Genomic DNA, 23090 nt, shown 5'->3' with positions numbered 1-23090 from the left:
AGCGATCCACGCTGCTTCAGTGCCTGATTATACGCGGGCCAATTGATGGTCTTATAGGTCGGCTTCGGCGGTCTGCTCATGCGAGCCCGCTACTACATTGGACCCACGAAGTGAATCCCGGAGCCTCATTGTGCAACAAGGCCCATCATCTCGACCAATGAAGTCTTGCGGTCTGGCAGGGCGGTAATCGTCCCATGAATCTCCAGTTTGAACCTCAACCACATTTGGCGGCGTGCTTTCAGCTGCGCTCTTAGTTTCGATCGGAACGTCCATACCAACCGTAACATCGTAGTCGCATAGAACGCTCTCCAAGGTGGCTATGTTGTTGAGGGTGTCGATATCTGAAATCTTCCGACCAGACTTCGCGCTGAAAAAGATAACCCCATGAGGTGCGCCCCCCAACAGTGTGTAGGCCGCCCAAAACCGTCCAAACGGAGAGACCACTAGTGTCCACTTCCCAACCGCTTCACTTGATCCCGTGAAATCTTTTGCCGTTGCGATGGTCGGCACATATAACAGATGCCTTTCTTAGTGCGTTGACGATAAGATCTGGAGTTTAAAAGCTTAGCCGAGAAGATTTCTCGGCGGGTTTGCTTTTCCACATTTCAGCGAACCCCTTGGCTTCCTTCCCAAATTCAGCGGTGGATATGAGTCATCCTTCATCGTAGTCATATGCATCAACTGTCCCATTCAGTTGACGAAGTATCGGGGCGCCGATGTTTCCAGCTTGCGCCTTGCACTCAACGTAAATTTCTTTCCCGCTGACCTCGTGCTTGCAAAGAAGATCGAGTTCGGCTCCGGTAACACGTATTTCTTCAATGACTTTGAAGCTTTGAGCGGAGAGAAGATCGGTTGCCAAACTCTCCAGTGAGTCGCCCTTCGCCTTGGTGCTGTCGTCTGCTCTGCAAGCAACTTCGATCTTCATGCTTCGCCTCGGTAATCTATTGCGGCCACTTGCCGATATTCTTGAACGCGTCTCGAACTATGACCACAGCCACCCGGAAATTTCCATGGGTCAGATCATGCGCCACAACCTATGCGTCGGTGCGCCTTGTAGCGAGTGGTGGGTTCCGCCTATGGTGTCGATCGAAGGGGCCTCTGCGTTGGTTCTCGCTTGGATGTCCGCTTCGGCGGTGCGGCAGGGGTGCCGTTGCTACCGCGGCGAAGGTCCGGCTTCCGCCCTCACTGCGGGTCATCTGACTTTCAATGTATCCAGAATTGTCGTTTCTCATGCACTGGCAATGTAGTTTGACCAGAAGGATGCCTTGCGGGCGTGCCGCTCCGAAAGCGCATGGGAGTACGCGGCATGTGACTGGGATGCGCCATAGTCGGCGATCGTAGCGTCCGCAAAGGCGCAAGAGGCAAGATGGCGGGCGGCGTGGGGGTAGCGACCCTTGCGATTACGGGTCAGGGCGAAGTCGATCATCGCGCGCCACAGTAGGACGGCGTGCAGCGGGTGTGCTGGCGACAGGGCGTCGGCCAAGGGCGTGAGGATCTCGTAGGCGTCGCCGTCAATCTCTGCCAGCCGCGCGTCGATCAGTTGGCAGGCCAGCGTCAGGTCGCCGGCCTGCAGGCAATAGGCCAAGGCCGCATCGACAGACGGATGACTCAGCACCACCTGCCGGGCGGCGTCTTCGGCTTCGATGTCTTCGAAGTCGGGCAGCAGTTTCAGATGATGGCGCAGGGCGTCGGGGCAAAGATGTTTTTCGAACCGCGCCCACAATGCCGCGCGCAGGTCGTCCGTGCGCCTCAGCGCCTTGAGGCAGGCGAAATGCACGTCATCCATCTCGCGCGGGTCAAGCCGGTGGCTGTCATAACCCGCGACCGCCTTTTCAATCAGCGCCAGCGCTTCCTCCGCACGGCCTGCGTCCAGCAGGCGGGTCGCGGCGGCGGGGGCGATGGTGTGATAGGTCAGCTGTTCGGGCGTGTATTTCGCCAGCCAGCCGTCCACATCACCCTGTTGGTCGGCCACATCCTGAAGAATGATATCAAGGCTGCGGTTCCGGGCGGCAAAGGCCCGCGCCTTCTGTGCGACAGGGTCGGAGATATAGTCGTAAAACGCCATGTCGCCAGGTGCCAAGGCGGCCTCTCGCGCGGTTTCCGCCTTTGCTTTCAACCGCGCCAGTCCAGCATCACCTAAGGCCGGGGCCAGCACCGCGACGGCATTGTCGAAGGCCCCGTAGCCATCCGCGACCACGGCGTCGAAGATGCTGTCGGCCAGCGCCTCTGGGTCCGTTGTCATCCGTCCCGCAAGCGATCCGATTGCGTCCATCGCCTGGCGCATCGCATCACCGATAGTGCCCCAACTGTCGTCGGTGCGCTCATAAATGCCTTCCGCCAGGTGCAGTTGCGCCCAGAGCAGGTCAAACGCCATATCGGGCGCATCGCCCGCGACCCGGCTTTCGATCAGCCGGACAAGATCTTCCAATTCCTGCCCCAGCTTTTTCTGCGACTTGCGCGAGATGTAGCTGCGTCCGCGCCGGATCGTGGCAAAGCGTTTGCGGATGTCCGCAGCCACCGTCTGCGGACCCTGATCCGCAGCCAGCGCCATCCGCACCCGACGCTGGCGGGCGGCGTCACCCTTTACGGCCTCCAGCAGCAGATCAGCCAAAACCTCATGGTCAAGGCCCATCAGGTTGATCTTGTTCAGTGCCTTGCCAGCCATCCGACACTCCGTTTCAACATATGGAAAAGGCGCCCATTGGGCGCCCCATATATGGTTCAACTTCACGCTTCGAGAAATCTTTGCCCCGATTCCGAGACAACTTTAACCCGATTTACACAAATCTGTAGATCGGGAACAAGTTAGGGCCAAGGCGTAGATTTTTTGTTTTCGTATCAGATGCTTAAAGTGACACCCAAAGTGCCTAGGTGTCAAGATGCGGCCAAGTCGGCCGCAAGATCCGGCCGGATCATCCCGTAAGACATGAAAAAAACCCGCCGAAGCGGGCATTTTCTCATATCGCGGAAGATCGTCAGACCTAGGTGGGCTCAGCCTATCACGTCGTCCAGGTGGACACGAAGGCTGGCAACGCCATGCTGCCTAGGAGCACGAAGCGCACGGAGTTCACCCGACATGATCCTGGAAAAAAGGTCCGCGAACGGACCCGCTCCACGCTGACAAGCATAACCTACAGGATGCCATCCATCGGCGGGATCTGTCAGCTCGTCGAGCTCCATAATCTTGGAAAGAAGTTGCTCCAGATGCCGACGGGAGAAGACCACCTGTCGGACGGCACCACGCTCAGGTGCAGGTATCAGGGGTACGAGGTGACCTGCCCGATATAGCACCTCCACCTGCCGTTTGCTGGCCCCCAGGTGGCCGGGGATGTCATGGAGACTGATCGCTGTCTGAAAGTCTTCGATCAGAGGCAAGATTTCAGCCGCATCGAACACGATCCTGCCGCTTTCCTTATCTGATGCCCCCATCGGAACCTTACCCAACTTCTGGAGGATGCGGGACAGACGCTGCCGATGAATTCCAAGCGTGTCGCTCAGCGCCTGGAAGCTATAGGCGCTGCGGACGGTGATTTCCTCGCCCAAAACGTTCGTGCCGGGCTCGATCGCAAAGTGCTTTGTGATGTGCGTACGGAGGATATCTCGGATGGGGCCCGGATCGATTGCGTTGGCTCGCCGATCAAGCCAGTCAAACAACGCTCCATAGTAGGCGAGAGGCCCCGCTTGAACGGCCGAAGCTGGGGACGTTGCATAGATCGTATCAAGCGCCTCGGTCACAGCCTCGGGGCCTTCGCGGTAGATGCTGAAACCGATGTCTGTCGCCTGCTCCACTTCGATCGGGGCGAGCTTCTTGATCTTGATGCCATGACCGTGCTCGAGGACGGCTCCGAGCATCTCAGACGCGTTCAAGACCTGTTCCAAGGTTTGCCCCTCGAGCCAGGACGACACCGGTTTACTCATATTGGAGAGGCTGCATTTAAGCCAACCAATGTACTCGGGCGTGGGGTCTTCGACAGTAGCCCGTTGTTTGAAAGTCGAAACCGAGACGGCATCGGGCAGCGCTTCTGCAGAAGCATTGTCTGAATGGGCGAGCCAAAGACCATGGCGATCACATCGGTGAACGTGCCGAAATCCCCAGATAAGCCGATGCCGCCAGCACTCGCGGGCACCATCCGCCGCCAGGCAGGCCGGGCAGAAACGTGCAGCACGCGGGGAGAGAAATGCCCGGGCCAGTCTCTGGTCCCTGAAGCTTACATGAGACTGCGTCACGTCGATGCTGTTTGCCAGAAGCTCTTCAGGTTCGACGCCCACCATCTCCGCAAGCGCGCTGGTTTCCGCCACATGGCCCGAAACGAAGCTCGGAGCGCTGATATTGAGATCACGCAGGAAGTGCCGCATACCGCGCCCCGTGTGCATGAGCGCAAGACGGTTGGCGAACGACAACGTCGTTTCCTCGGGGTCAAACGGCAGATATGGACGCAGCACTGTCATCGCACCCATCCCATGGCTTTCAGCTCACTCTCGACGAAGGACCAGTCTCCGGGATGAAAAGGTGTCATTTCCTTAGGGCCATTGCTTTTCACAAAGATGCGCTCGGCGTCCTCGAGTTCGAGCCGGGAGCGCCGCTTGGTGATTACGCGGCGCAGGCTATCCTTGACGAGTTTGACCGCACGGCCAGCCTCCCCATGCTCAGCGAACAACACACGCTCGGAAAACTTGAGACCGGGGTCAATCTCGATACCCAGCTTACGTGCTGACGTAGCTACACACCTGCTGAACCTTTCCGCCTCGCCTGACCCAGGCTGAATGCTCGGCAGATGACACTCATCAAAACGACGATAGGTTTCGCCGGATGCCTCTTTCAGGATACCCTCACGCAGCTCCGGGACTCCGGCGATGATGAGCGCGACCGCGTGATCCGACTGCACCATGTGCTTGAGCGCCTGGATGGCGCCCGGCACATCCCGCCCAGGACCGGGCCGCAGGATGTGGTGGCATTCGTCGATCACGAGGGTCGTGATGCCTGTCATCCTGAGGCGACGACGGCAGATGAGCCACCGCTCGGGTGCGGTGACGCTCTTGTGAAAGCCGGAATAGCCAGTGATCTTCGCGATGTCTTCCGCGAGAGACTTGATCGTCGCATCCGGCGGCACTTCCATGTACAGCGTGTTGCCTTCTCCCTGGTCGGTATATTCTTCCAGGACCGGCGTCTCGCGGATGGCCTTTTTGATGGTCGCCGTCTTGCCATTTCCCGAGCGCGCTAGGAACATGAGACCGCGTGTCTCGTCGGCCAGCGGATCGCGACGTGGCGTGGAGGTCATGTGGCCCTCGTCATCAACCTCATACAGGTCCTCGAGATAGTCCAAGAACAGGTCATCCTGCCCGAATTTCCAGTAGCGCTGCGCGAGCCAATCGAGCTTCTCGCTGATCGTGTTCAAAGGGGTGTCGGTCATGGTCAGTCCATCAGGTCGTCGTCAGAGATCGAGGAAGCGGGGGGCGAGGCGTTGGCCGGAACGTCGGGCTGACTTCCAGCTCCATCGTCTAGGTCAGCAAGGAGATCGAGGTGCTCACCGAAGTCATGGCGCCGTTGCGCAGTGTCCGTGTGCCGTGAGAACCTGATTACATCGCGTTCGAGCTCATCTGCCGACCTAGGCAATGAGATCAAGCCTGCTAGGGCTTTCAGACCATAGCTCGCCGCGTTCATATCGTTGATGAATCGACGGCGCGCAGCTCTTTCGTCGGATGCTTCTTCCTGTCTCTTGGAAAGCCACACGTCGAGATCAATGTCATTCTTGCCGATCCACATCGGGTCTGCCGCCGTGACAGTCATTCACGGGCCATCGTCATGGCGAATACCAATCGTACCGATGTCGCCATGCCAGCGCAGAACCTCCACTTCACGCACACCTGAGGTGCTTGCCAGCCGGATGACGTTGTCATCCTGGTAAGCGACGTGTTTGACGAGCACCCCATGACGGCCGATCTTGCGGCGGGTCTTGATGCCAAAGGCCTCTCGCATCTCTTCTGTGGAGATGGAGCGCGTTTCGCAGTCCTTGAACGCCTTTTCCCACGCTTGGTTGGGGGACATCCCCAAGGCGCTATGGGTCGTGGTATGATAGGCGTCAACAGTCCAGCGCACCAACCAACACAAGAAGGCCTCTAGGGTAAGCGTTGCACGTTTGGCAGGGTCGTTTTCTCCGCGATCAACCACGTTGCCGAAGGTACGACCTGAGAAATTCTGAAGGAGCTTGTCATGGATCGTTCGAAAGACGCGCTCGATGAAAGGCTTCAGCCATGGCTTGCCTGCCGGCGCACCCATATTCGTGATACCCAGTGACGCCAGTACCGCATATGCTTCATCTGTAACGTAGCGAGCTCCTCGATCCAGAACGATCATTTCCGGAGCTCCACCCTGGTGCCAGGTAAAACTGCACCCAGCGGCATCCGAGATCGGCGCCTTGTCCATATAGATCATCTCGACAGTGTCGCGCAGCGGACTTTCATGACCCTGTGGCACGATCTGCAACGCCAAGAGGCACCTTGTGTGAACATCAATGGCTGCTGAGAGCGTGACCCGACTGGGTTCACCATCCAGGCCAATGAACTGTTTGACGGACGCCGGGAGGTGATCGAATAGCCCGACATCTCGCATGAGCACCATAAGATCGACCGTATACTCATCGATCTCCACACGTTCGAGCGCACGACTGGTTTCGATGCCCAGACCGAGGAAATGGAAATCCTTGTAGGCCCGATCCCAGCCTTTTTGACGGATCGCATGGTCAAGCGGGGCGCGGTCGATGATGACCTTGCGAATGTAGTCGTACCCTACAACAGGCATGCCAGCCTCGGGCACTGGCTGTCGGATCCGGCGCTCGTTCTCTGCCTCGATCGCCGCAGTGATGCTGTCCACGATGGAAGAGACCGTTTGCCGCTCTTCATCCAACAACATGTCCACGAGGCGTTCTACATATGTTGCAACTTCATCCGAATACCTGGAGTGCCCACCGCATTTCCTGTACCCGTCGAACAGCCCTTCATCGCCATGCGTTTTCCACTGCTGGTACCATTTCCAGTAGGTGCGCCCGCTCTGAACCCCTTGGCTGAACTCAAATTCCTTGGCTTTCTCTTCGGCGGTTTTGCGGATACGAGCGCCACCTCGTTTGGAGCTCCGGCGAGCCTTGGCCGCCATGTGCTCTTCATAGAAGAGTTTGCCACGTGCGGCGATCTTGATGACCTGAGCTTCGAAATCCGCCCGGGTGGGTTTCAGCTCGTCGTTGTCAAGCATGCGCTGAACGGCGAAGACGTATTGTCTGCGGAAGTCCATCCGCGCGATCTCGATCGGCAAGCGCTCGGCCCGACGCACCTGGTCCGGTCGTATCGGAGTTGCCATTGGCCTGTTGATGATATGAAGCCGACCGTATCGATCCTCGGTCGCCACCACGCTATGGGCCACGACGCTCGCGTCACTGTCGCGGATCTCGCCAGTACCAGGGTCCACCCACGGCTGCCAGAAAACGAAGTACCCCTCTTTGCGGACCTCAAGGACCTTGCCCTCCCGGACATCCAGACGAAACTCGCAGTCCTTTTCCAGCAGGATCGGGATCTTCTTCTTGAACGGGGCAGCCATTAAGCTGCCTCCGCACTGACAAGGGTTTCGGAACGGATCTTGCCAGGTGTGAACAGATGCGCATGTCCGAAGCGAATGGCACGTGCCATGCTGAAGAAGCCAGCACCACCCACGCCAATTTTCTCCAGGAAATCACCGATGGGCGTGGGACCGACGATCAGGTGAAGCTTAGAATGAATCTCTGCATCGAGCTCAGGCTCAGGGTCGCGGGCGGCGTGATAGAGCTTTGCGTTGTGGAGCACGTCGGGCGCGATATTGCGCTCGGTGATGGTCGCGACTGCATGGCAGATACTACCAATGGCGGCGCGCTTCACCGCGGCGATTTGAGCTTTGTAGACCTCAGTTTTAGCGATTTCCTCCGGCTTGACCGAGATGCAGATCTTGCGGCCAGTTGTCTCGGTCAGTCGGAAGTCGAAGAAATGTTTGTGTCGCGAGCCGTCGACATCGGTGAACATCACGGGCGCCAGCTGTTCCTCAAGGTCTGCGAAACCAGGGCGGTAGATCATGCACAGGCTGGCATCATGCTCCAACATACTGCCGTACCCCATGCGCTGGCGGACGTTACCGCGATTGAAAACGAGCTCGCCAACGAAATGCCCTTTCGAGGATTTCGGGATCGGTCGAACGGCACGGCTGGCCCTGAGCGGGCGGGGGGGGTGCTTCTGGATCGTGGCCATGGATCAGGCATATCTCCATCGGTCCGCTGCGGCGGCGCCGCGCGGATAAGTTTGTCGATAGAGGGCGAGGTCCAAAGTTGCCGTTGTGCCTTGAGGCACTTATATTCGGCGCATGATCAGGGCGGACCCGCCCCAACTTTCAGCGCGCGTCCAGGTGGCGCGCGTTTTTCATTTCGCGGAAGCTTAGACTGGCGTTTCCTTCTTGTTGGTCGATTGCGATCGGGCACAGTTGCGGGGCCGGCGAAATCTCACGATTACGCAGGATGGTCAATCAACTGCATGATTTTATTGAATTATGTCGGAGAACAAAGCTTGCTTCAGATTTTCGCAAACTGAGATAGAGGCGGCTTTCGGCGTCCTTCTCGCCAGCTGTCGGGCATCGCTTCCAATACAGATTAACAATGGAATGCGCGTCAGGGAACCGGCCCAACTGACGACGCTGTGGATGGAGTATCTCGATAACTCAACGTCGAGATTAGGGCGTCGTGCGCCGATTGCGTCAGGTTGTGATGTGAGCGTCGTACCAGAGCAACTCGTCGGAGCTGCCCGCCAGGACGTCGGCCGGTGCATTGACTGCCGGGCCAACGGAAACACAGCTCCCGAGCAGTCCACCGTCGGGGAGAAGCAGCTCCTTTAGAGTCTTCTTCTTGATCGCGTGCGCCGCAGCGTACGAAATCTCGAGGTGATCTTTCAGGTCATGCCCGGTTGGGTAATTTAAATCGGGGTGGTGGGCATTGTGCAAAATCAGAAGTTCGGTCGTTCTAAACCACTTCTGTAGATCAACGTGGCTGCGATGAAGAAGGGAATGCGATTGCGCAGTAAACTGAAGGCGGCACGACTTGCAGCGGTAGTTTTTCCGTTTCTCCAAGAAACCGATTTGCCCACTTTCGCATTTCGGACATCTTATCCCGCCAGGCCACCGCGCGACGATCAAGCGCTCTCGACAGGCAGTTTCAGTCGGCCATGCCTCGGCAACCCCTGCCACGGGCATGCGCAGCAGAAGCTTCATCATGTGTAACCGGCGCTCTTCCAGTGGAGAAAGGTCTGAAGGCATGCCGCGTTGAATATTGGAAATTCCTGTCCGCTCCAACAGGATGGTTGTCCAAGAGCTTGGCGAGGTGGCCTTGCTTGTCCACAAAGCGGGATCCAAAACGAGATGACCCAGCATAGATGCGCTGGTGGTTTGAAGATCGGCCAATCTGTACCCATGACGGGCACAACTGGGAAAGGTTCCAAACCTCCACACTGAAACGAAGTAGCAGCCGGAAATGTCCCGCATCTTCATGTGGCACCTTGTGAAGGCATGCAGATACAGGCCATGCTACAGCTACGCTCGGTAGCTCATCGGTGTTTCACCTCGTCGCGCGCGTTCAAGTCCTACGTCAACCGCCTTTCGGCATCCGGACAGGGCATCGCAGCAGAATAGAGAGACGCGGGTCACTCGTTCGGCCGTGTGGAAGGAGCCTTCATGGCAAATCAGATCGCTCGACTGCGCGTGGAGCTCTTGCACATCGCGCCAACCATATGGCGGCGGGTCGAGGTCAGCCTGACCACGAACCTACGCGCCCTCCATGAACTCATCCAGGGCGTAATGCCTTGGGAGAACTACCACCTCTATCAGTTCACGGTCGGGGAGCGTGACTACGGGGAACCCAGTCCGGAGGATGCGGCATGGGGCCACAAGGTCTACCATGCCAAGAACATGCGCCTGGAAACCTTGGTCGGGCGCGACGTGGTAGAGTTCGAGTACACCTACGATTTCGGTGACAACTGGCAGCATCGCGTCGTTGTCGAATATGTCGGAGTCGCGGATTCAGACGTCGACTATCCCCTCTATCTGGGTGGCGAGCTCACCGCGCCGCCGGAAGATGTCGGTGGCCCGCCCGGTTTCATGGATTTCGTAGAAGCCATGGCCAATAGCCGTCACCCGGCTCACCAAGACATGATCCGGTGGTACGGGCGCCCCTTCAATCCAAGGGATTTCGGCGAGTCAGCGGTTGCCGCGACCGTCCGCAGGATCGCGGCCAAGAGAAAAGTGGCGATGCTTGCGTTCGAGCGGAGTCGCCAGACGAGATAGTCAGGACGCCGGCCAGCGGCATTCCCGGCATTCGTCACGTTCTGGCCAAGTTACGAGAGCGGGCCAGACCTTGGTTCATTGCAGGGCCAAGGTCCTGAGGGTAGTCATTTAGAAAAGCGATTACGGTCGCATGTGATTTTTGAGGTCCCCATTGAACCAGACTTCCCACAACAGCCTTGTCTCCTTCATCTGGCGCATCGCCGACGACTGCCTGCGCGACGTCTATGTGCGCGGCAAATACCGCGATGTCATCCTGCCGATGGTCGTCCTGCGCCGCCTCGACACGCTGCTTGAGCCGACCAAGGCCGCTGTTCTGGAAGAAGTCAGGTATCAGAAGCAAGAGGACCCAGGCGCAACGGAGCTGGACGATGAGCCGCTCAAGGATGCCTCGGGCTACGTGTTCTTCAACACCAGCCAATGGACCCTCAAGAAGCTGCACGGCACCGCCACCAACAACCAACAGATTCTGCTCGCCAACATCGAGGACTACCTCGACGGCTTCAGCGACAACGTCAAAGAGATCATCGGCCGCTTCAAGCTGTTCGAACAGATGCGCCATATGGCCGAGAAACAGGTCCTCCTCGATGTCATCGAGAAGTTCGTTTCCCCCTGGATCAACCTGACCCCACATGACATCGAAGACCCGGAGGGCAACACGCTGTCCGGCCTGTCCAACCTCGGCATGGGCTATGTCTTCGAGGAGCTGATCCGCAAATTCAACGAAGAGAACAACGAGGAAGCCGGGGAACACTTCACCCCGCGCGAGGTGATTCACCTTATGACGCACCTCGTCTTCGACCCGATCAAGGACCGGCTCCCCCCGGTCATCACGATCTACGACCCGGCCTGTGGGTCGGGCGGCATGCTGACTGAGGCACAGAACTACATCAAGGAGCCGGGCGGTCCGATCCGGACCAACGCTGACGTCTACTTGTACGGCAAGGAGATCAACGACGAGACCTACGCGATCTGCAAGTCGGACATGATGATCAAGGGCAATGACCCCGCGAACATCCGCGTAGGCTCCACCCTCTCCACCGACGAATTCTCGGCCAACCGCTTCGACTTCATGCTGTCCAACCCGCCCTACGGCAAAAGCTGGAACAGTGAGGTCAAGTACATCAAGGACGGCAAGGACGTCATTGATCCCCGTTTCCAGGTCGAGCTGGCTGACTACTGGGGCAAGAAGGAAGTCATGGACGCCACGCCGCGCTCCTCGGACGGGCAGTTGCTGTTCTTGATGGAGATGGTCAGCAAGATGAAGTCCACGAGGGCCAGCCCGCTCGGCTCGCGCATCGCCTCCGTCCACAACGGCTCCAGCCTGTTCACCGGGGATGCGGGCAGCGGGGAATCCAACATCCGCCGCTTCATCATCGAGAACGACATGCTGGACACCATCATCCAGCTGCCGAACAACCTGTTCTACAACACCGGCATCACCACCTACATCTGGCTGCTGTCCAACGCCAAACCCGAGGCACGCAAGGGCCGCGTCCAGCTGATCGACGCCAACCTGCTGTTCCGCAAGCTGCGAAAAAACCTCGGTGACAAGAACTGCGAGTTCTCGGACGAGCACATCCAGGCCATCACCGACGGCTTCCTCGCCTTCGCGCCCATCGAACGTCAGATGGACGCCAACAATGATCCCACCGGCATCGCCGTGCAGGTCTTCGACAATTCGGACTTCGGCTACCACAAGGTCACGATCGAACGCCCGGACCGCCGCCGCGCGGCCTTCAGCGCCGAACGCCTTGCGCCCCTGCGCTTTGATCGGTCGCTGCGCGAGCCGATGGAATGGCTCTATGGCGAACACGGCGATCAGGTCTATCAGCCGGGCTTCCTCAAGGAGCAGACCAAGGCGATCACCGCGTGGTGCGAGGAAGCGGGCATCACCCTGAACGCCAAGGCGAAGGCCAAGCTGCTCGACACCAAGTACTGGATCAAGCTGCGCGACCTGCTGGCCACGGCGACCCAGATCATGGGCGATGTCGGCACCGAGGAAACCGACGATTTCAACGCCTTCCGCAAGGCGGTGAACGCCGCGATCAAGGCGCGCAAGATCAAGCTGGGCGTGACCGAGAAGAACGCCATCCTGAACGCCGTCAGCTGGTACGAGGAGACCGCCCAGAAGGTTATCGCCAAGAAGCATAAGCTGACAGGCGCAGAAGTCGAAGACCTGACCACGCATCTCGGCTGCACGGCGGAGGATCTGGCCGATTTCGGCTGGTACCGTCAGGCGGACGGCAGTTACCTGACCTATGAGAGCACCTCTGACCTGCGCGATGCGGAAAGCGTGCCACTGAAGGACGACATCCACCGCTACTTCCTGGCGGAGGTAAAGTCACATGTCGAGGAAGCCTGGATCAACCTCGACTCCGTGAAGATCGGCTACGAGATCAGCTTCAACAAGTATTTCTACCGCCACAAGCAGCTGCGCAGCCTCGAAGAGGTGACGCAGGACATTCTGGCGCTGGAAAAGAAGGCAGACGGGCTGATCGCCGATATTCTTGGCGTTGAAGTCGCGACCAAGCTGGAGCCGGCGGAATGAACATGGCGGCGTATCCCAAGTATGAAAGTTATCTGGAAAGCGGCGTTCAATGGGTCGGCTCATACCCTGCAAGATGGGAACTGGCGCGCCTTGGCGGCCTTTTCGAGGAACGCCGACAAAAGGTGTCCGACACGGACTTCGAGCCCTTGTCAGTAACCAAGAATGGCATTTTCCCACAATTGGCTACCGCAGCAAAGACGAACGACGGCGACAATCGTAAGCTTGTGAGGGCTGGCGATTTCGTCATCAACAGCCGCTCCGACCGTAAGGGGTCCAGCGGTGTGTCGCCTCTGGATGGCTCCGTATCTCTGATTAACATTGTCCTTGAGCCGAAACGCATCCTCCCCGAGTTTTGCCACCACCTTTTGAAGTCATACGCCTTCGTCGAGGAGTATTACCGTGTGGGCCGAGGCATCGTCGCCGACCTATGGACGACGAGATATAACGAGATGCGGACAATCTTGGTCGCAGTCCCGTCACCCGCCGAACAACGCGCCATTGCGGCGTTTCTGGATGCGAAATGCGCGACGATTGATGAAGCGGTGCGGATCAAGGAGGAGCAGATCAGGCTGCTGGCCGAGCGCAGGCAGATCCTGATCCAGCAGGCCGTCACCCGCGGCCTGAACCCCGACGCCCCCATGAAGGACAGCGGCATCGACTGGATCGGCCAGATCCCCGCGCATTGGGAAGTGAAGCGCAACAAGCACATGTTCGTCGAGATAAACGAACGTTCGGCCAAGGGTGAGGAGCAGCATCTGTCAATGAGTCAGAAGCTCGGTCTGGTCCCCGCTGATCTCGTCGAGAAGTCCTTGGCTTCCGAGAGCTATCAAGGAGCAAAACTGGTCAGGACGGGTGACCTCGTTTTGAATCGTCTCAAGGCTCACCTTGCTGTGTTCTCTCTGGCCCCGATGGAGGGCCTCGTTAGCCCGGACTACTCGGTATTCCGTCCTTTCGTTGAAGGGGCATCCAGCGACTATTTCGAGATCCTGTTCAAGACGTCCAAGTATCTTGGAGAATTCCGGTTGCGCGTGCGAGGCATCGTCGAAGGCTTCTATCGCCTCTACACAGATGACTTCATGGATTGCCCGCTGCTGCTTCCGCCGTTGGACGAGCAGTTACAAATCGTCGAGCATGTCAGAGCGATAACAGCACAATTCCAGAACGCCATTGCCCTCAAGCAATCCCAAATCACCGCTTTGCGCGAATACAAGACGAGCTTGATCAACGCGGCGGTGACTGGAAAGATCAAGGTATTGTAAGCACCCGGCCCCGAAACGGGGCCCCGGGCGTCAGGACGTGAGAGTAAAGCCCCATGAATTACGCGGTCAGCAACACCAAGGAAATCGCCCTCGAACAAGCCATCGAACGACGGCTCTGCGGCGCGAGCTCCGAAGAGCTGGTCGCCGGGGCCGCTGCCGAGACCGGCCCCTTCCGCATCGGCCAGCCCTCGGACTTCGACGCGCCCCTCGCGCTCGACCGCGCCAAGTTCTGGGAGTTCCTCGAGACCACGCAGTCCAAGGACCTCCACAAGCTAAAGAAAAACAGCCCCGCCGATTGGCAGGCCAAGATCACCGGCCAGCTCGACAAGCTGATCAAGTCCAAAGGTCTGCTGCATGTTCTGAAAAAGGGCCTGCCCGTCGACAACGCGCATTTCACCCTGATGTACCCCGCGCCGCTGGCCAGCTCGGCGCAGAAGGTCCACGACAATTTCGCCGCCAACATCTGGAGCGTGACACGGCAGGTCCACCACAGCACCGCCAACCCGAATGAATCGGTAGACATGGTGGTGTTCCTCAACGGGCTGCCGCTGGTGACCCTGGAACTGAAGAACGCCTGGACCCACCAGACCGCCCGCTACCACGGCCAGAAGCAGTACCGCGAGCGCGATGCGAACCAGACCCTGATGCGCTTTGGCCGGGTGCTGGTCCACATGACCGCCGACACCGACGAGGTGTGGATGGCGACAAAGCTGGCGGGCGGCTCGACCTTCTTCCTACCGTTCAACAAGGGCCACAACGAGGGCGCGGGCAACCCGCCGAACCCGAATGGCCACAAGACGGCCTACCTGTGGGAAGAGGTGTTGCAGCCGGCAAGCCTTGCCGGCATCATCCAGCACTTCGTTCTGCTGGAGGGCAAGAAGACCGATCCGCTGGCGAAAAAGACGCTGATCTTCCCGCGCTACCACCAGCTGAACGTGGTCCGGCAGCTGCTGTCCCACGCTGCAGAGACGGGTGTGGGGCACAGCTACCTGATCCAGCACTCTGCCGGTTCGGGGAAGTCCAACAGCATTACCTGGACCGCCTACCAGCTGATCGAGACATACCCCGCGGAACTGGGCCTGCCCGGTGCAAAGTCGCTGGATGCCCCTCTGTTCGACAGCGTGATCGTCGTGACCGACCGCCGCCTGCTGGACAAGCAGCTGCGCGACAACATCAAGGACTTCTCCGAGGTCAAGAACATCGTGGCCCATGCCACCAAGTCCTCCGACCTCAAGGCGGCATTGGAGACCGGCAAGAAAATCATCATCACGACCATCCAGAAGTTCCCGGTGATCTACGACAGCATCGCGGACCTCAGCCACAAGCGCTTCGCCGTGATCATCGACGAGGCGCACAGCGGTCAGAGCGGGCTTGCGAGCGGCAAGATGAACCAGGCGATGGGAGGTCCGGTCGGCGATCCGGACGAGGAGGATAACCAAGACAAGATCCTGAAGGCGATGAAAGCCGGGAAGATGCGCGGCAACGCCTCCTACTTTGCCTTCACTGCGACGCCGAAGCCGATCACCCTGGAGAAGTTCGGCGAGAAGCAGCCTGACGGCCGCTTCCGGCCCTTCCACCTGTACAGCATGAAGCAGGCGATCGAGGAGGGCTTCATCCTCGACGTGCTGGCGAATTACACGACCTACAAGGGCTACTACGAGATCCAGAAATCCATCGAGGACAATCCCCTGTTCGACACATCCAAGGCGCAGAAGAAGCTGCGCGCCTATGTCGAGCGGAGCCAGCAGACGATCAACACCAAGGCCGAGATCATGGTCGATGACTTCATCGACAACGTGGTCAACCCGAAGAAGCTGCGTGGCAAGGGCAAGGGGATGATCGTCACCCAAAACATCGAGATGGCGATCCGGTATTACAACGCAGTCAAGGCCGAGCTTGAGAAACGTGGCACCCCGTTCAAGGCGCTGATTGCCTTCTCGGGCGAGAAGGAGGTCGACGGGAACAAGTGGACCGAGGCCGACATCAATGGAGTGGCGGAAGACAAGACCCGCAGCGAATTCGACAAGGACGAGTACCGGCTGCTGGTCGTCGCGAACAAGTATCTGACAGGGTTCGACCAGCCAAAGCTCTGCGCGATGTACGTCGACAAGAAGCTGCAGTCGGTGCTGGCGGTTCAGGCCCTGTCCCGGTTGAACCGGTCTTCGCCGAAACTAGGCAAGCGGACGGAAGACCTGTTCGTGCTCGACTTCTTCAACTCCACCGAGGACATCAAGGCAGCCTTCGACCCGTTCTTTACCGTGACCACGCTATCCGAGGCGACGGACGTCAACGTCCTGCACGAACTGAAGGCATCCCTGGACGATGTTGGCGTGTACGAATGGTCCGAGGTCGAGGAATTCTGCACGCGGTTCTTCGACGGCGAGGATGCCGAGAAGCTGAGCCCGCTCATCGATGTTGCTGCCGAGCGTTTCAACACCAGCCTAGAGCTGGATGACCCCGATAAGATCGACTTCAAGATCAAGGCGAAACAATTCGTCAAGATCTACGGCCAGATGGCCGCGATCATGCCGTTCGAGGTTCTGGCTTGGGAGAAACTGTTCTGGTTCCTGAAGTTCCTGGTGCCGAAGTTGAACATCCAGGATCCCAACCAGGATGCCCTGGATGAGCTGCTCGAGGCGGTTGACCTGTCGTCGTACGGGCTGGAGAGGACCAAGCTGAACCACGCCATCGACCTCGACACTTCGGAAGCAGAACTAGAGCCGCAGAACCCCAATCCCCGCGGCTTCCGCGAAGGCGAGGTGCAGGAAGACCCGCTCGAAGAGATCATCCGCAGCTTCAACGAGCGTTGGTTCCAAGGCTGGGGAGCCACACCAGAGGAACAGCGGATCAAGTTCTTGAACATTGTGGAGAGTGTTCAGGCTCACCCAGACTTCGAAGAGAAGTTCGATGGAAACCCTGATCCATACAGTCGCGACCTGGCGTTCGATAAAATCATGAAGGAAGTCATGCTAAAACGCCGGAAAGAGGAGTTGGAACTCTACAAGCTTCATAGCCAGGACGAGGCGTTTAGGTCTTCGCTTTATCAGAGTATTAAGGAAGCGCTCGGGGAGAGCTTGGGCTGACTAGCGCGGCATACAAAGTGGCCAGGGCCGCGCCGCAGCACCCCGCAATTTAATGTGGTTGCCTGCGCTCAGGTCATCCCTGAATTTATAGACAAAAATAATCTCTGTCTATAAATCAGCTGCGCCAGGCGCGCTTCATTCCGCGCTCAGGTGAAAGTCAGGCAGACGACTCGCGCGGGCTCTTCGAGCACTATGCCCAGCCTCTTAATCGCGTGAGAAAAGGTCACGGCTCCCCTTGGCAAGCCGTCTTACAACGTTGATTGATTCGAAAGATGCGACCCGCTCTCTGGTCTGAAGGCGCAAATCCGCCGTGTTGATCGCCCCAAGTTTGCGAAACACTCCGAAAACCAGCTTTAGGAGCGTTTGCGAATAATTTTTTTTGAATGCCGATTAAGGCCCGCAGCTCCTGGCCTCCGGTAGCACCGCGACCTTTGCGAAAAAATTGTGGGCGCTGCGAGGGGCTTGCACACATGACAAGGTTGCGACAGACCTAGCGGAAATGCTGATGGATCAGTCCCTTAGACAGCTCGTCAGGTGTCAATGCCCGCTCTCTTGCGGGACGAATGTAGGTCGTTCAGGAGCCCAAGTTGCCGAGTCCCAACATTATCGAAATCCCGGACAATGGCGGAACGGTCGCAGTAATAGCCGACCTGCATCTCCGGTCCCATTTCTGGCTGGGCGGCAACCCACTCCAATTCTATGGCCTGCAAGATCGGCTGCTCCGGGAAAACGTTGATGCCTTGATCGTCGCGGGTGATCTGTCCGACACCTTCGGTCCGCCATTAGAGGACGCTCTCGCCTATCTGACCCGCTATGTGCCCGCTGATCGCATCTACGCCGCCCCCGGGAATCACGACTACTACGCGGGAAGGCTGGACGACGAGAACCGGCTGCGTGACCTGGTTCACGCCAGCGGGAGTTGGTTCGCGCAGAAGACCGAACTCCGCCATCGCAGCGATCGGTATCTTTGCGCCACCCTGTGGACCGACTTCGACCTACTGGGGGATCAGGAGGCTGCCAAGAACTTCGCCGGGCGATTCATGCGCGACTTCGACATGATCTCCATCGAAGCGTCTGGTCATGAGTGGCTTGACCCGGACGAGGTGCTGCCAGGCCGAATTGTCCCGATCACACCTGAGGACATAATCGCCGTGCATTGGAAACACCGCGCTTGGCTGGAAGAAAGACTGGCGACCCCACATTTTGCCGAGAATGGCAGGACCTTCGTTGTCACGCACCACGGCCCGCACCCGTCCGCCGCAGGCCCAATCGATGGTCTCACGCCAGCCTTTCATTCAGACCTGACCGAAGTCCTCGAGCGCAGCGACATCGACACCTGGTTCTTCGGACATTCGCACCGGCGGCTCTCCTGCACAGTCGCAGGGACACGTATCCAAAATGTTTCAATCGGCTACCCGGACGAAGATCACGGCGACGACGAGGATGACCTGGCGGAGGTCTGCTTCATTGCGGCGGCGCTGGACGCGCAGTGCTCGAATGAGCTCAGGGACCTACCGGCCGATCGACAGGAACTCGAGCAGGACTTCGAGTACGCGCTTCGGTGCAGCGAAACTGGCGTTCCTGTCTTGGTGGACAAGCTCACACCCGAAACACACACCTTTCTGCGCCACGCGTTGAGAGGATGCGCCTGCCCCATCGTACCGGAAGGAGACGCGTACTACGCAACCGACGTCATCGTCGCGCTCGGCCAGCCACGGCCAGGTTCTGAATGATGCCGTTTGATGTAGTCATCTCGATCTCGGGCATGCTGGTCTGCTTGGTTGGCGTTGTTCATGTGGTCATTGCCTACCGGGGGACGACGCGCTCGGCTGAACCTGATCCGGAGCGCGTAGAACGCTTTGTCGAAAGCGCCCCGCCGATCCCCAGCCACCTGCTTTAGGCTCATCAGGATCAATGCCCCGAGCGCAAACCTCGATGCACTCTTTGCAACAGGCTTCATCCCTGGCCGGCGGTGTCACGCCCCCACATATTGCACTCCCGAAATTGAACTATGGAGAAGACGCGCATGGACTATTCACCTGACGACTGGGTGGTTTTAAAGGTTTCGTTTGCGACGCGGGACCGAGCTTTCACTCAACTCAGAGTGTTGGGCGGCTGGCGCGGGGGGTATCTCGACGGGGATGCGTGGCGCATAAACTCCGGCATCCAAGCCATTGATGCGGATGACGTCGAATACCGCTTCCTTGGTCAATCAGGTTCCGTCTATCTATGCCGACGCGGCGGATATCGTATGTCACGCATCATGGTGTCTGGCCTAGAAGAGCTGAAGCGTCAGCCGAGCGTTGTCGATGCAGAGGTACTGGAAGACCGGAATTGGTCTGAACCAGGGCTCCTTGAAGCACTTCTCTCGACGGCGGCTGACGATACAGCGGCGAAGTGACTTCGCCTCGAGACCTTCGCGAACGAGCTAGGGGCTGCGTGATGCGCAGGTGCGGGGCCTCAGCCGGAAGCGCCGCTGCTTTCGGCCCGCACCTGCCGTTCGTGCCATGGCCGAGCGCTGCGGTGCAGCTTCACTAGACCAGCCGTTCATCCATGGTGCAGCATTTTCGAGGGGCGAAGGTCGACAGAGCGGGACGAAGCGGCCATTCGACCTCAAGTTTCGAATGTCGCATGTCTCCTTGGGCTATATTTGGATGAACGCTCAATCGGCAACAGAATGGATTGTATCCCAAGCTGTGCTGTGCATAATGTAAATGCATTTACATTTTATCAGGAAAATTTCATGACAATCACGCACAGCATTGCCGTCTCCGCTCCTCGTGTGGAAATGTTCGCACTCTACGAGGACGTGGCATCATGGCCTGAATGGGATTGTGAGACCCAAGAGGTCTTTCTGCCTGACGGGTTACGAAAAGGATCGACGGGCTGGCTAAAACCCCGGAAAGGGCCGAAGGCGCGCGTGCGCGTCACTGAGGTCGTGCCGGGGCGTTCCTTCACGGTAGAGGGCCAATTGCCGCTGTGCCGGATGCACTTTGGACACGATCTGGTGGGTGACGACGCACAGACCACCCCGACCCATTCGGTTCGCTTCTCCGGTCCTCTTAGCTTCCTGTTCCGCCGATTGGTTGGCAAAGAGATCGACGCCACCCTTCCAGCGACCCTGCTCGGACTGAAGCGGGCCGGCGAGAGTGCGGCGAAAAGCGAGTGAGCGGCCAAGACACTAGGTGGGAGCCTTCGTCCCTTGCAGGGCCGCAGGCCAGCCCGGGTTTCACGCTTTGGCATGAGTTTATGCTCTGGCAGCGCGGCTTGAACGCACGTCTGAAGCCGTTCGGACTGACGCAGCCGCAGTTCGCCATCCTGGCCGTCTGTGGATGGATGGCACGCGACGGCCAAGACGTAACACAACGAGCTGTCGTCGACTTCCTCGGCATGGATCGTATGCACGTCTCGCAGATCGCTATGCGCTTGGAGAGGGACAAGCTGATCGAGCGATCCGCGTCGAAGGCCGATCAGCGATCAAAGCTTGTCGAGCTCACAACATTGGGGCACGAACGCCTGACCGACGTGGTGCCGGTCGTCGAAGCCTATGACCAAGCGTTCTTCGCGGCAAAGGAGGTGCGGTAGGTAGCACCCGAACAGAGCATTTCCAAAAAGCGGAAAGGGCGTTCCGACAAGGTCGCTACTGCGCTTTGGAGCGAGACAGATGTTGCACCTAGGTCCATGTGAAATACCAGAAGCTGCCGTTCATTCGCTCCGCAGCATCGGTCAAATCGGGCTCGAACCGGACCTGAGCCGACCTTCAGTCTTGGATTCTAATGCTGCAGCGCAGTCCGTCAAAGCTGCCGTTCGCCGCACGTTCGAACCTTGGCGGGTTCGTAAGGTCTGCTGAGCAGGACGAAGCGGTCATCCGCTGCACGATGCCAAAACGCCCGTATTTGCGCGCAAGCAGGCTCATCACGGTCATCTGAGGTGGGTATGCCGGAAACCCTCAGGATGCTTGAGGCCATAGCCAAACATGCGATCAATCCCGATATGGGCAATCCAGATTGCCGCAATGGCGACGGGCAGCGTCGCGTCGAGGGCCAATCCGCTGGCAGCGACTCCGACCGGCACCGCATAAGTGTGCGCAATATTGTAGGTTGCAGCGCCGATACGGGGACCTCGCAGGTAGCCTATCATCATCATATCAGGCGCAAGGATGAGGGCTGCGAACAGCCACCAACTGGTGTCAGTCAATTCAAATATCCCGACTGCCAGGCAAGCCAAGGCCGCACCTTCCAAACGAAGCCACCACGTAGTGCGCAACCACCAAGGGGAACTTCCCTCAGCCCGCGCCTCATCGACATCAGTGGCCTTGGATGACCGAAGTTCAGCATTTTTCATCATGTCGTTACCTTGGTTTAGCGGCCAGAGCAGACCTCGCGATCCGGACAATCTGATCCGACTTTTAGGTAAACGCTATTGGCTTGGTCTCGATAGATGCTATACGATTTTGTATGACGGACTGGACCCTTTATCGAACCTTTCTCGCGGTCTTGAGGACGGGTAGCCAATCCGGTGCCGCGCGCAGACTTGGGCTCGCCCAACCCACCGTTCGACGCCACCTGGAGGTTTTGGAGCGAGGATTGGGCCGCACGCTCTTCCTCCGCTCGCAGTCTGGTCTGGTGCCGAGTGCGCTCGCTTTGAGCCTCAGACCCGCGGCAGAGGCGATGGAGGCGCAGGCAGCCACTATCGTGCGTCGGGCAGCGGCAAGTGACGGCAGCGGTATCGTGCGCATCAGCGCAAGCCGGGTCATCGCAACCGAGGTCCTGCCGGCGATCCTGGCTGACCTGCATGTCGATGCACCCGAAATAAATTTCGAAATCGACCCCAGTAACAGCGCTCGAGATCTCCTTCACCAAGAAGCAGATATAGCTGTGCGGATGACGCGACCGACCCAACTGGAACTTGTTCAAAGGTACCTGGGCGAGGTGGAGCTTGGCCTTTTTGCGCATCGTTCGTGGCTCGAACGCCATACTCCGCCCGAAAACATGGCCGCTTTGGCTGCGTCCAGGGTCTTGCTCGGTTTTGACCGAGATGCGGCGCGACGTGCTGCGTGGTCAGCGCATATGCCCGGCGTAACGGACCGTTCGTTCGTGCTGAGATGCGACGACGATGGCATGTTGCTGCAGGCTCTCCGATCGGGGATAGGTATTGGTCTGTGCCAAGTTCCGATCGCTCTTCGCGATCCAGACCTCGTGCGCGTGCTGCCAGAATGGCGCCTCCCGCTTGGCATCTGGGTCGTCACCCACCCCGATCTACGCGCCGAGTTGCCCATTGCAACGGTCTTCGAACGTCTTGCCGACAGACTCGAATCCTACGCGCACGGGTTGAAGAAGCCAAATTAGAGATGCTGAGCTTTTTTGAAGCCGCACCTCGAGCGCTCTAACGCATTGGTCGGAAAGGGCTCGTTCCGGACCTTCGCTGCCCGGCAGAGCCAAGCGCCCGGTCGCCGTGGGCGCGGCGTCGCTTCCGGCCCTGAGCTGCCGTTCACCCCTCTCGCCAAGGCTTCGGTGCAACTTCCCCAAAGCGGTCGTTGCGACGCTTGCGCGGCATTGGTCATCTCTCAGAGGTCAGTAAGCGGACTTTGCCGCCGTTCACTCGAATGCTCAGATTACGCTGCCCCTGAGCAGACTGAGCAGACACGCGTGAGAAAGGCGGAAGGAGCGGACGCTTTTCCAAACCCACTCACCACGACGTGCCGCCAATTCTCCGCCTATGCCTTCTCCTAGATGATCTCAGTTTGCTCACCCACGAGGATGAGCGTGTTCTCATGGTCGAGGAAAGTTTTCTCGTCGGGGAAGACCTTCTGCTCATAGGTTTCTGACCCGAGCACGGTTTTCATCCCCTCCGGGCTG

At 58.6% G+C, this 23090-nt stretch carries 19 protein-coding genes; 10 read left to right on the top strand and 9 right to left on the bottom strand.

Annotation, left to right across the window (positions count from 1 at the left end; all coding sequences use genetic code 11):
• Positions 1-652: 652 nt before the first annotated feature.
• The 8 genes from J4E08_RS23870 to J4E08_RS23835 form a co-directional block, all read right to left on the bottom strand.
• Positions 653-925, bottom strand: coding sequence for a restriction endonuclease (locus J4E08_RS23870; RefSeq protein ID WP_349540648.1), 273 nt, complete (start codon positions 923-925; stop codon positions 653-655).
• Between the two features lie 303 nt (positions 926-1228).
• Positions 1229-2665, bottom strand: coding sequence for a DUF6880 family protein (locus J4E08_RS23865; RefSeq protein WP_349540647.1), 1437 nt, complete (start codon positions 2663-2665; stop codon positions 1229-1231).
• Positions 2666-2991: 326 nt separating this feature from the next.
• The gene (locus tag J4E08_RS23860; protein WP_349540646.1) at positions 2992-4449 is read right to left on the bottom strand and encodes a TniQ family protein; all 1458 of its coding nucleotides are present in this window, start codon (positions 4447-4449) and stop codon (positions 2992-2994) included.
• The gene (locus tag J4E08_RS23855; protein WP_349540645.1) at positions 4446-5411 is read right to left on the bottom strand and encodes a TniB family NTP-binding protein; all 966 of its coding nucleotides are present in this window, start codon (positions 5409-5411) and stop codon (positions 4446-4448) included. The genes J4E08_RS23860 and J4E08_RS23855 overlap by 4 nt, the downstream gene beginning before the upstream one ends.
• A gap of 2 nt (positions 5412-5413) precedes the next feature.
• Positions 5414-5788, bottom strand: a complete 375-nt coding sequence (locus tag J4E08_RS23850; RefSeq protein WP_349540644.1) for a hypothetical protein — start codon at positions 5786-5788, stop codon at positions 5414-5416.
• A complete protein-coding gene (locus tag J4E08_RS23845) occupies positions 5789-7588 on the bottom strand; it encodes a TnsB C-terminal domain-containing protein (protein WP_349540643.1) in 1800 nt (599 codons plus the stop codon).
• Positions 7588-8265, bottom strand: a complete 678-nt coding sequence (locus J4E08_RS23840; protein WP_349540642.1) for a hypothetical protein — start codon at positions 8263-8265, stop codon at positions 7588-7590. Before J4E08_RS23840 ends, J4E08_RS23845 begins: the two co-directional genes overlap by 1 nt.
• A gap of 499 nt (positions 8266-8764) precedes the next feature.
• Positions 8765-9463: a transposase gene (locus tag J4E08_RS23835; RefSeq protein ID WP_349540641.1), complete on the bottom strand. Its 699-nt coding sequence runs from the start codon at positions 9461-9463 to the stop codon at positions 8765-8767.
• A 270-nt stretch (positions 9464-9733) separates the two neighbouring features.
• On the opposite strand from J4E08_RS23835, the gene J4E08_RS23830 reads away from it, so the two are divergent.
• From J4E08_RS23830 to J4E08_RS23790, 9 genes are all read left to right on the top strand, one after another.
• On the top strand, positions 9734-10342 hold the full coding sequence (locus J4E08_RS23830) for a plasmid pRiA4b ORF-3 family protein (RefSeq protein WP_349540640.1): 609 nt from the start codon (positions 9734-9736) through the stop codon (positions 10340-10342).
• 151 nt (positions 10343-10493) lie between these two features.
• Entirely contained in the window at positions 10494-12890 is a 2397-nt protein-coding gene (locus tag J4E08_RS23825) for a type I restriction-modification system subunit M (RefSeq protein WP_349540639.1), read from the top strand.
• Positions 12887-14149, top strand: a complete 1263-nt coding sequence (locus J4E08_RS23820) for a restriction endonuclease subunit S (RefSeq protein WP_349540638.1) — start codon at positions 12887-12889, stop codon at positions 14147-14149. Before J4E08_RS23825 ends, J4E08_RS23820 begins: the two co-directional genes overlap by 4 nt.
• A gap of 53 nt (positions 14150-14202) precedes the next feature.
• The gene (locus tag J4E08_RS23815; protein ID WP_349540637.1) at positions 14203-17232 is read left to right on the top strand and encodes a type I restriction endonuclease subunit R; all 3030 of its coding nucleotides are present in this window, start codon (positions 14203-14205) and stop codon (positions 17230-17232) included.
• A gap of 587 nt (positions 17233-17819) precedes the next feature.
• Positions 17820-18965, top strand: a complete 1146-nt coding sequence (locus tag J4E08_RS23810) for a metallophosphoesterase family protein (RefSeq protein ID WP_349540636.1) — start codon at positions 17820-17822, stop codon at positions 18963-18965.
• Positions 18965-19132, top strand: a complete 168-nt coding sequence (locus J4E08_RS23805; RefSeq protein WP_349540635.1) for a hypothetical protein — start codon at positions 18965-18967, stop codon at positions 19130-19132. The genes J4E08_RS23810 and J4E08_RS23805 overlap by 1 nt, the downstream gene beginning before the upstream one ends.
• Before the next feature lie 111 nt (positions 19133-19243).
• Positions 19244-19633: a hypothetical protein gene (locus J4E08_RS23800; RefSeq protein WP_349540634.1), complete on the top strand. Its 390-nt coding sequence runs from the start codon at positions 19244-19246 to the stop codon at positions 19631-19633.
• A 342-nt stretch (positions 19634-19975) separates the two neighbouring features.
• A complete protein-coding gene (locus J4E08_RS23795) occupies positions 19976-20401 on the top strand; it encodes an SRPBCC family protein (RefSeq protein ID WP_349540633.1) in 426 nt (141 codons plus the stop codon).
• An 80-nt stretch (positions 20402-20481) separates the two neighbouring features.
• Entirely contained in the window at positions 20482-20817 is a 336-nt protein-coding gene (locus J4E08_RS23790; RefSeq protein ID WP_349540632.1) for a MarR family winged helix-turn-helix transcriptional regulator, read from the top strand.
• Between the two features lie 336 nt (positions 20818-21153).
• Here J4E08_RS23790 and J4E08_RS23785 read toward each other — a convergent pair whose 3' ends face one another.
• Positions 21154-21579, bottom strand: a complete 426-nt coding sequence (locus J4E08_RS23785; protein WP_349540631.1) for a DUF4260 domain-containing protein — start codon at positions 21577-21579, stop codon at positions 21154-21156.
• A 110-nt stretch (positions 21580-21689) separates the two neighbouring features.
• Here J4E08_RS23785 and J4E08_RS23780 point away from each other — a divergent pair, with 110 nt between their 5' ends.
• Positions 21690-22580 (top strand): LysR family transcriptional regulator, encoded by an 891-nt coding sequence (locus tag J4E08_RS23780; protein ID WP_349540630.1) that lies wholly within the window; start codon positions 21690-21692, stop codon positions 22578-22580.
• Positions 22581-23090 lie beyond the last annotated feature (510 nt).

It is taken from the genome of Sagittula sp. NFXS13, from assembly GCF_040148795.1.
GTDB classification, from domain to species: Bacteria; Pseudomonadota; Alphaproteobacteria; order Rhodobacterales; family Rhodobacteraceae; genus Sagittula; species Sagittula marina.
The sequence above is the reverse complement of the archived record's forward strand: the minus strand, read 5'-3'. Positions and strand labels throughout refer to the sequence as shown.

Coding starts and splice junctions, on each gene's coding strand:
- J4E08_RS23845 (WP_349540643.1), bottom strand. CDS start 7,588: ATGGCTGCCCCGTTCAAGAAGAAGATCCCGATCCTGCTGGAAAAGGAC.
- J4E08_RS23780 (WP_349540630.1), top strand. CDS start 21,690: ATGACGGACTGGACCCTTTATCGAACCTTTCTCGCGGTCTTGAGGACG.
- J4E08_RS23800 (WP_349540634.1), top strand. CDS start 19,244: ATGGAGAAGACGCGCATGGACTATTCACCTGACGACTGGGTGGTTTTA.
- J4E08_RS23815 (WP_349540637.1), top strand. CDS start 14,203: ATGAATTACGCGGTCAGCAACACCAAGGAAATCGCCCTCGAACAAGCC.
- J4E08_RS23865 (WP_349540647.1), bottom strand. CDS start 2,665: ATGGCTGGCAAGGCACTGAACAAGATCAACCTGATGGGCCTTGACCAT.
- J4E08_RS23790 (WP_349540632.1), top strand. CDS start 20,482: ATGCTCTGGCAGCGCGGCTTGAACGCACGTCTGAAGCCGTTCGGACTG.
- J4E08_RS23805 (WP_349540635.1), top strand. CDS start 18,965: ATGCCGTTTGATGTAGTCATCTCGATCTCGGGCATGCTGGTCTGCTTG.
- J4E08_RS23850 (WP_349540644.1), bottom strand. CDS start 5,788: ATGACTGTCACGGCGGCAGACCCGATGTGGATCGGCAAGAATGACATT.
- J4E08_RS23870 (WP_349540648.1), bottom strand. CDS start 925: ATGAAGATCGAAGTTGCTTGCAGAGCAGACGACAGCACCAAGGCGAAG.
- J4E08_RS23855 (WP_349540645.1), bottom strand. CDS start 5,411: ATGACCGACACCCCTTTGAACACGATCAGCGAGAAGCTCGATTGGCTC.
- J4E08_RS23820 (WP_349540638.1), top strand. CDS start 12,887: ATGAACATGGCGGCGTATCCCAAGTATGAAAGTTATCTGGAAAGCGGC.
- J4E08_RS23840 (WP_349540642.1), bottom strand. CDS start 8,265: ATGGCCACGATCCAGAAGCACCCCCCCCGCCCGCTCAGGGCCAGCCGT.
- J4E08_RS23785 (WP_349540631.1), bottom strand. CDS start 21,579: ATGATGAAAAATGCTGAACTTCGGTCATCCAAGGCCACTGATGTCGAT.
- J4E08_RS23830 (WP_349540640.1), top strand. CDS start 9,734: ATGGCAAATCAGATCGCTCGACTGCGCGTGGAGCTCTTGCACATCGCG.
- J4E08_RS23860 (WP_349540646.1), bottom strand. CDS start 4,449: ATGACAGTGCTGCGTCCATATCTGCCGTTTGACCCCGAGGAAACGACG.
- J4E08_RS23795 (WP_349540633.1), top strand. CDS start 19,976: ATGACAATCACGCACAGCATTGCCGTCTCCGCTCCTCGTGTGGAAATG.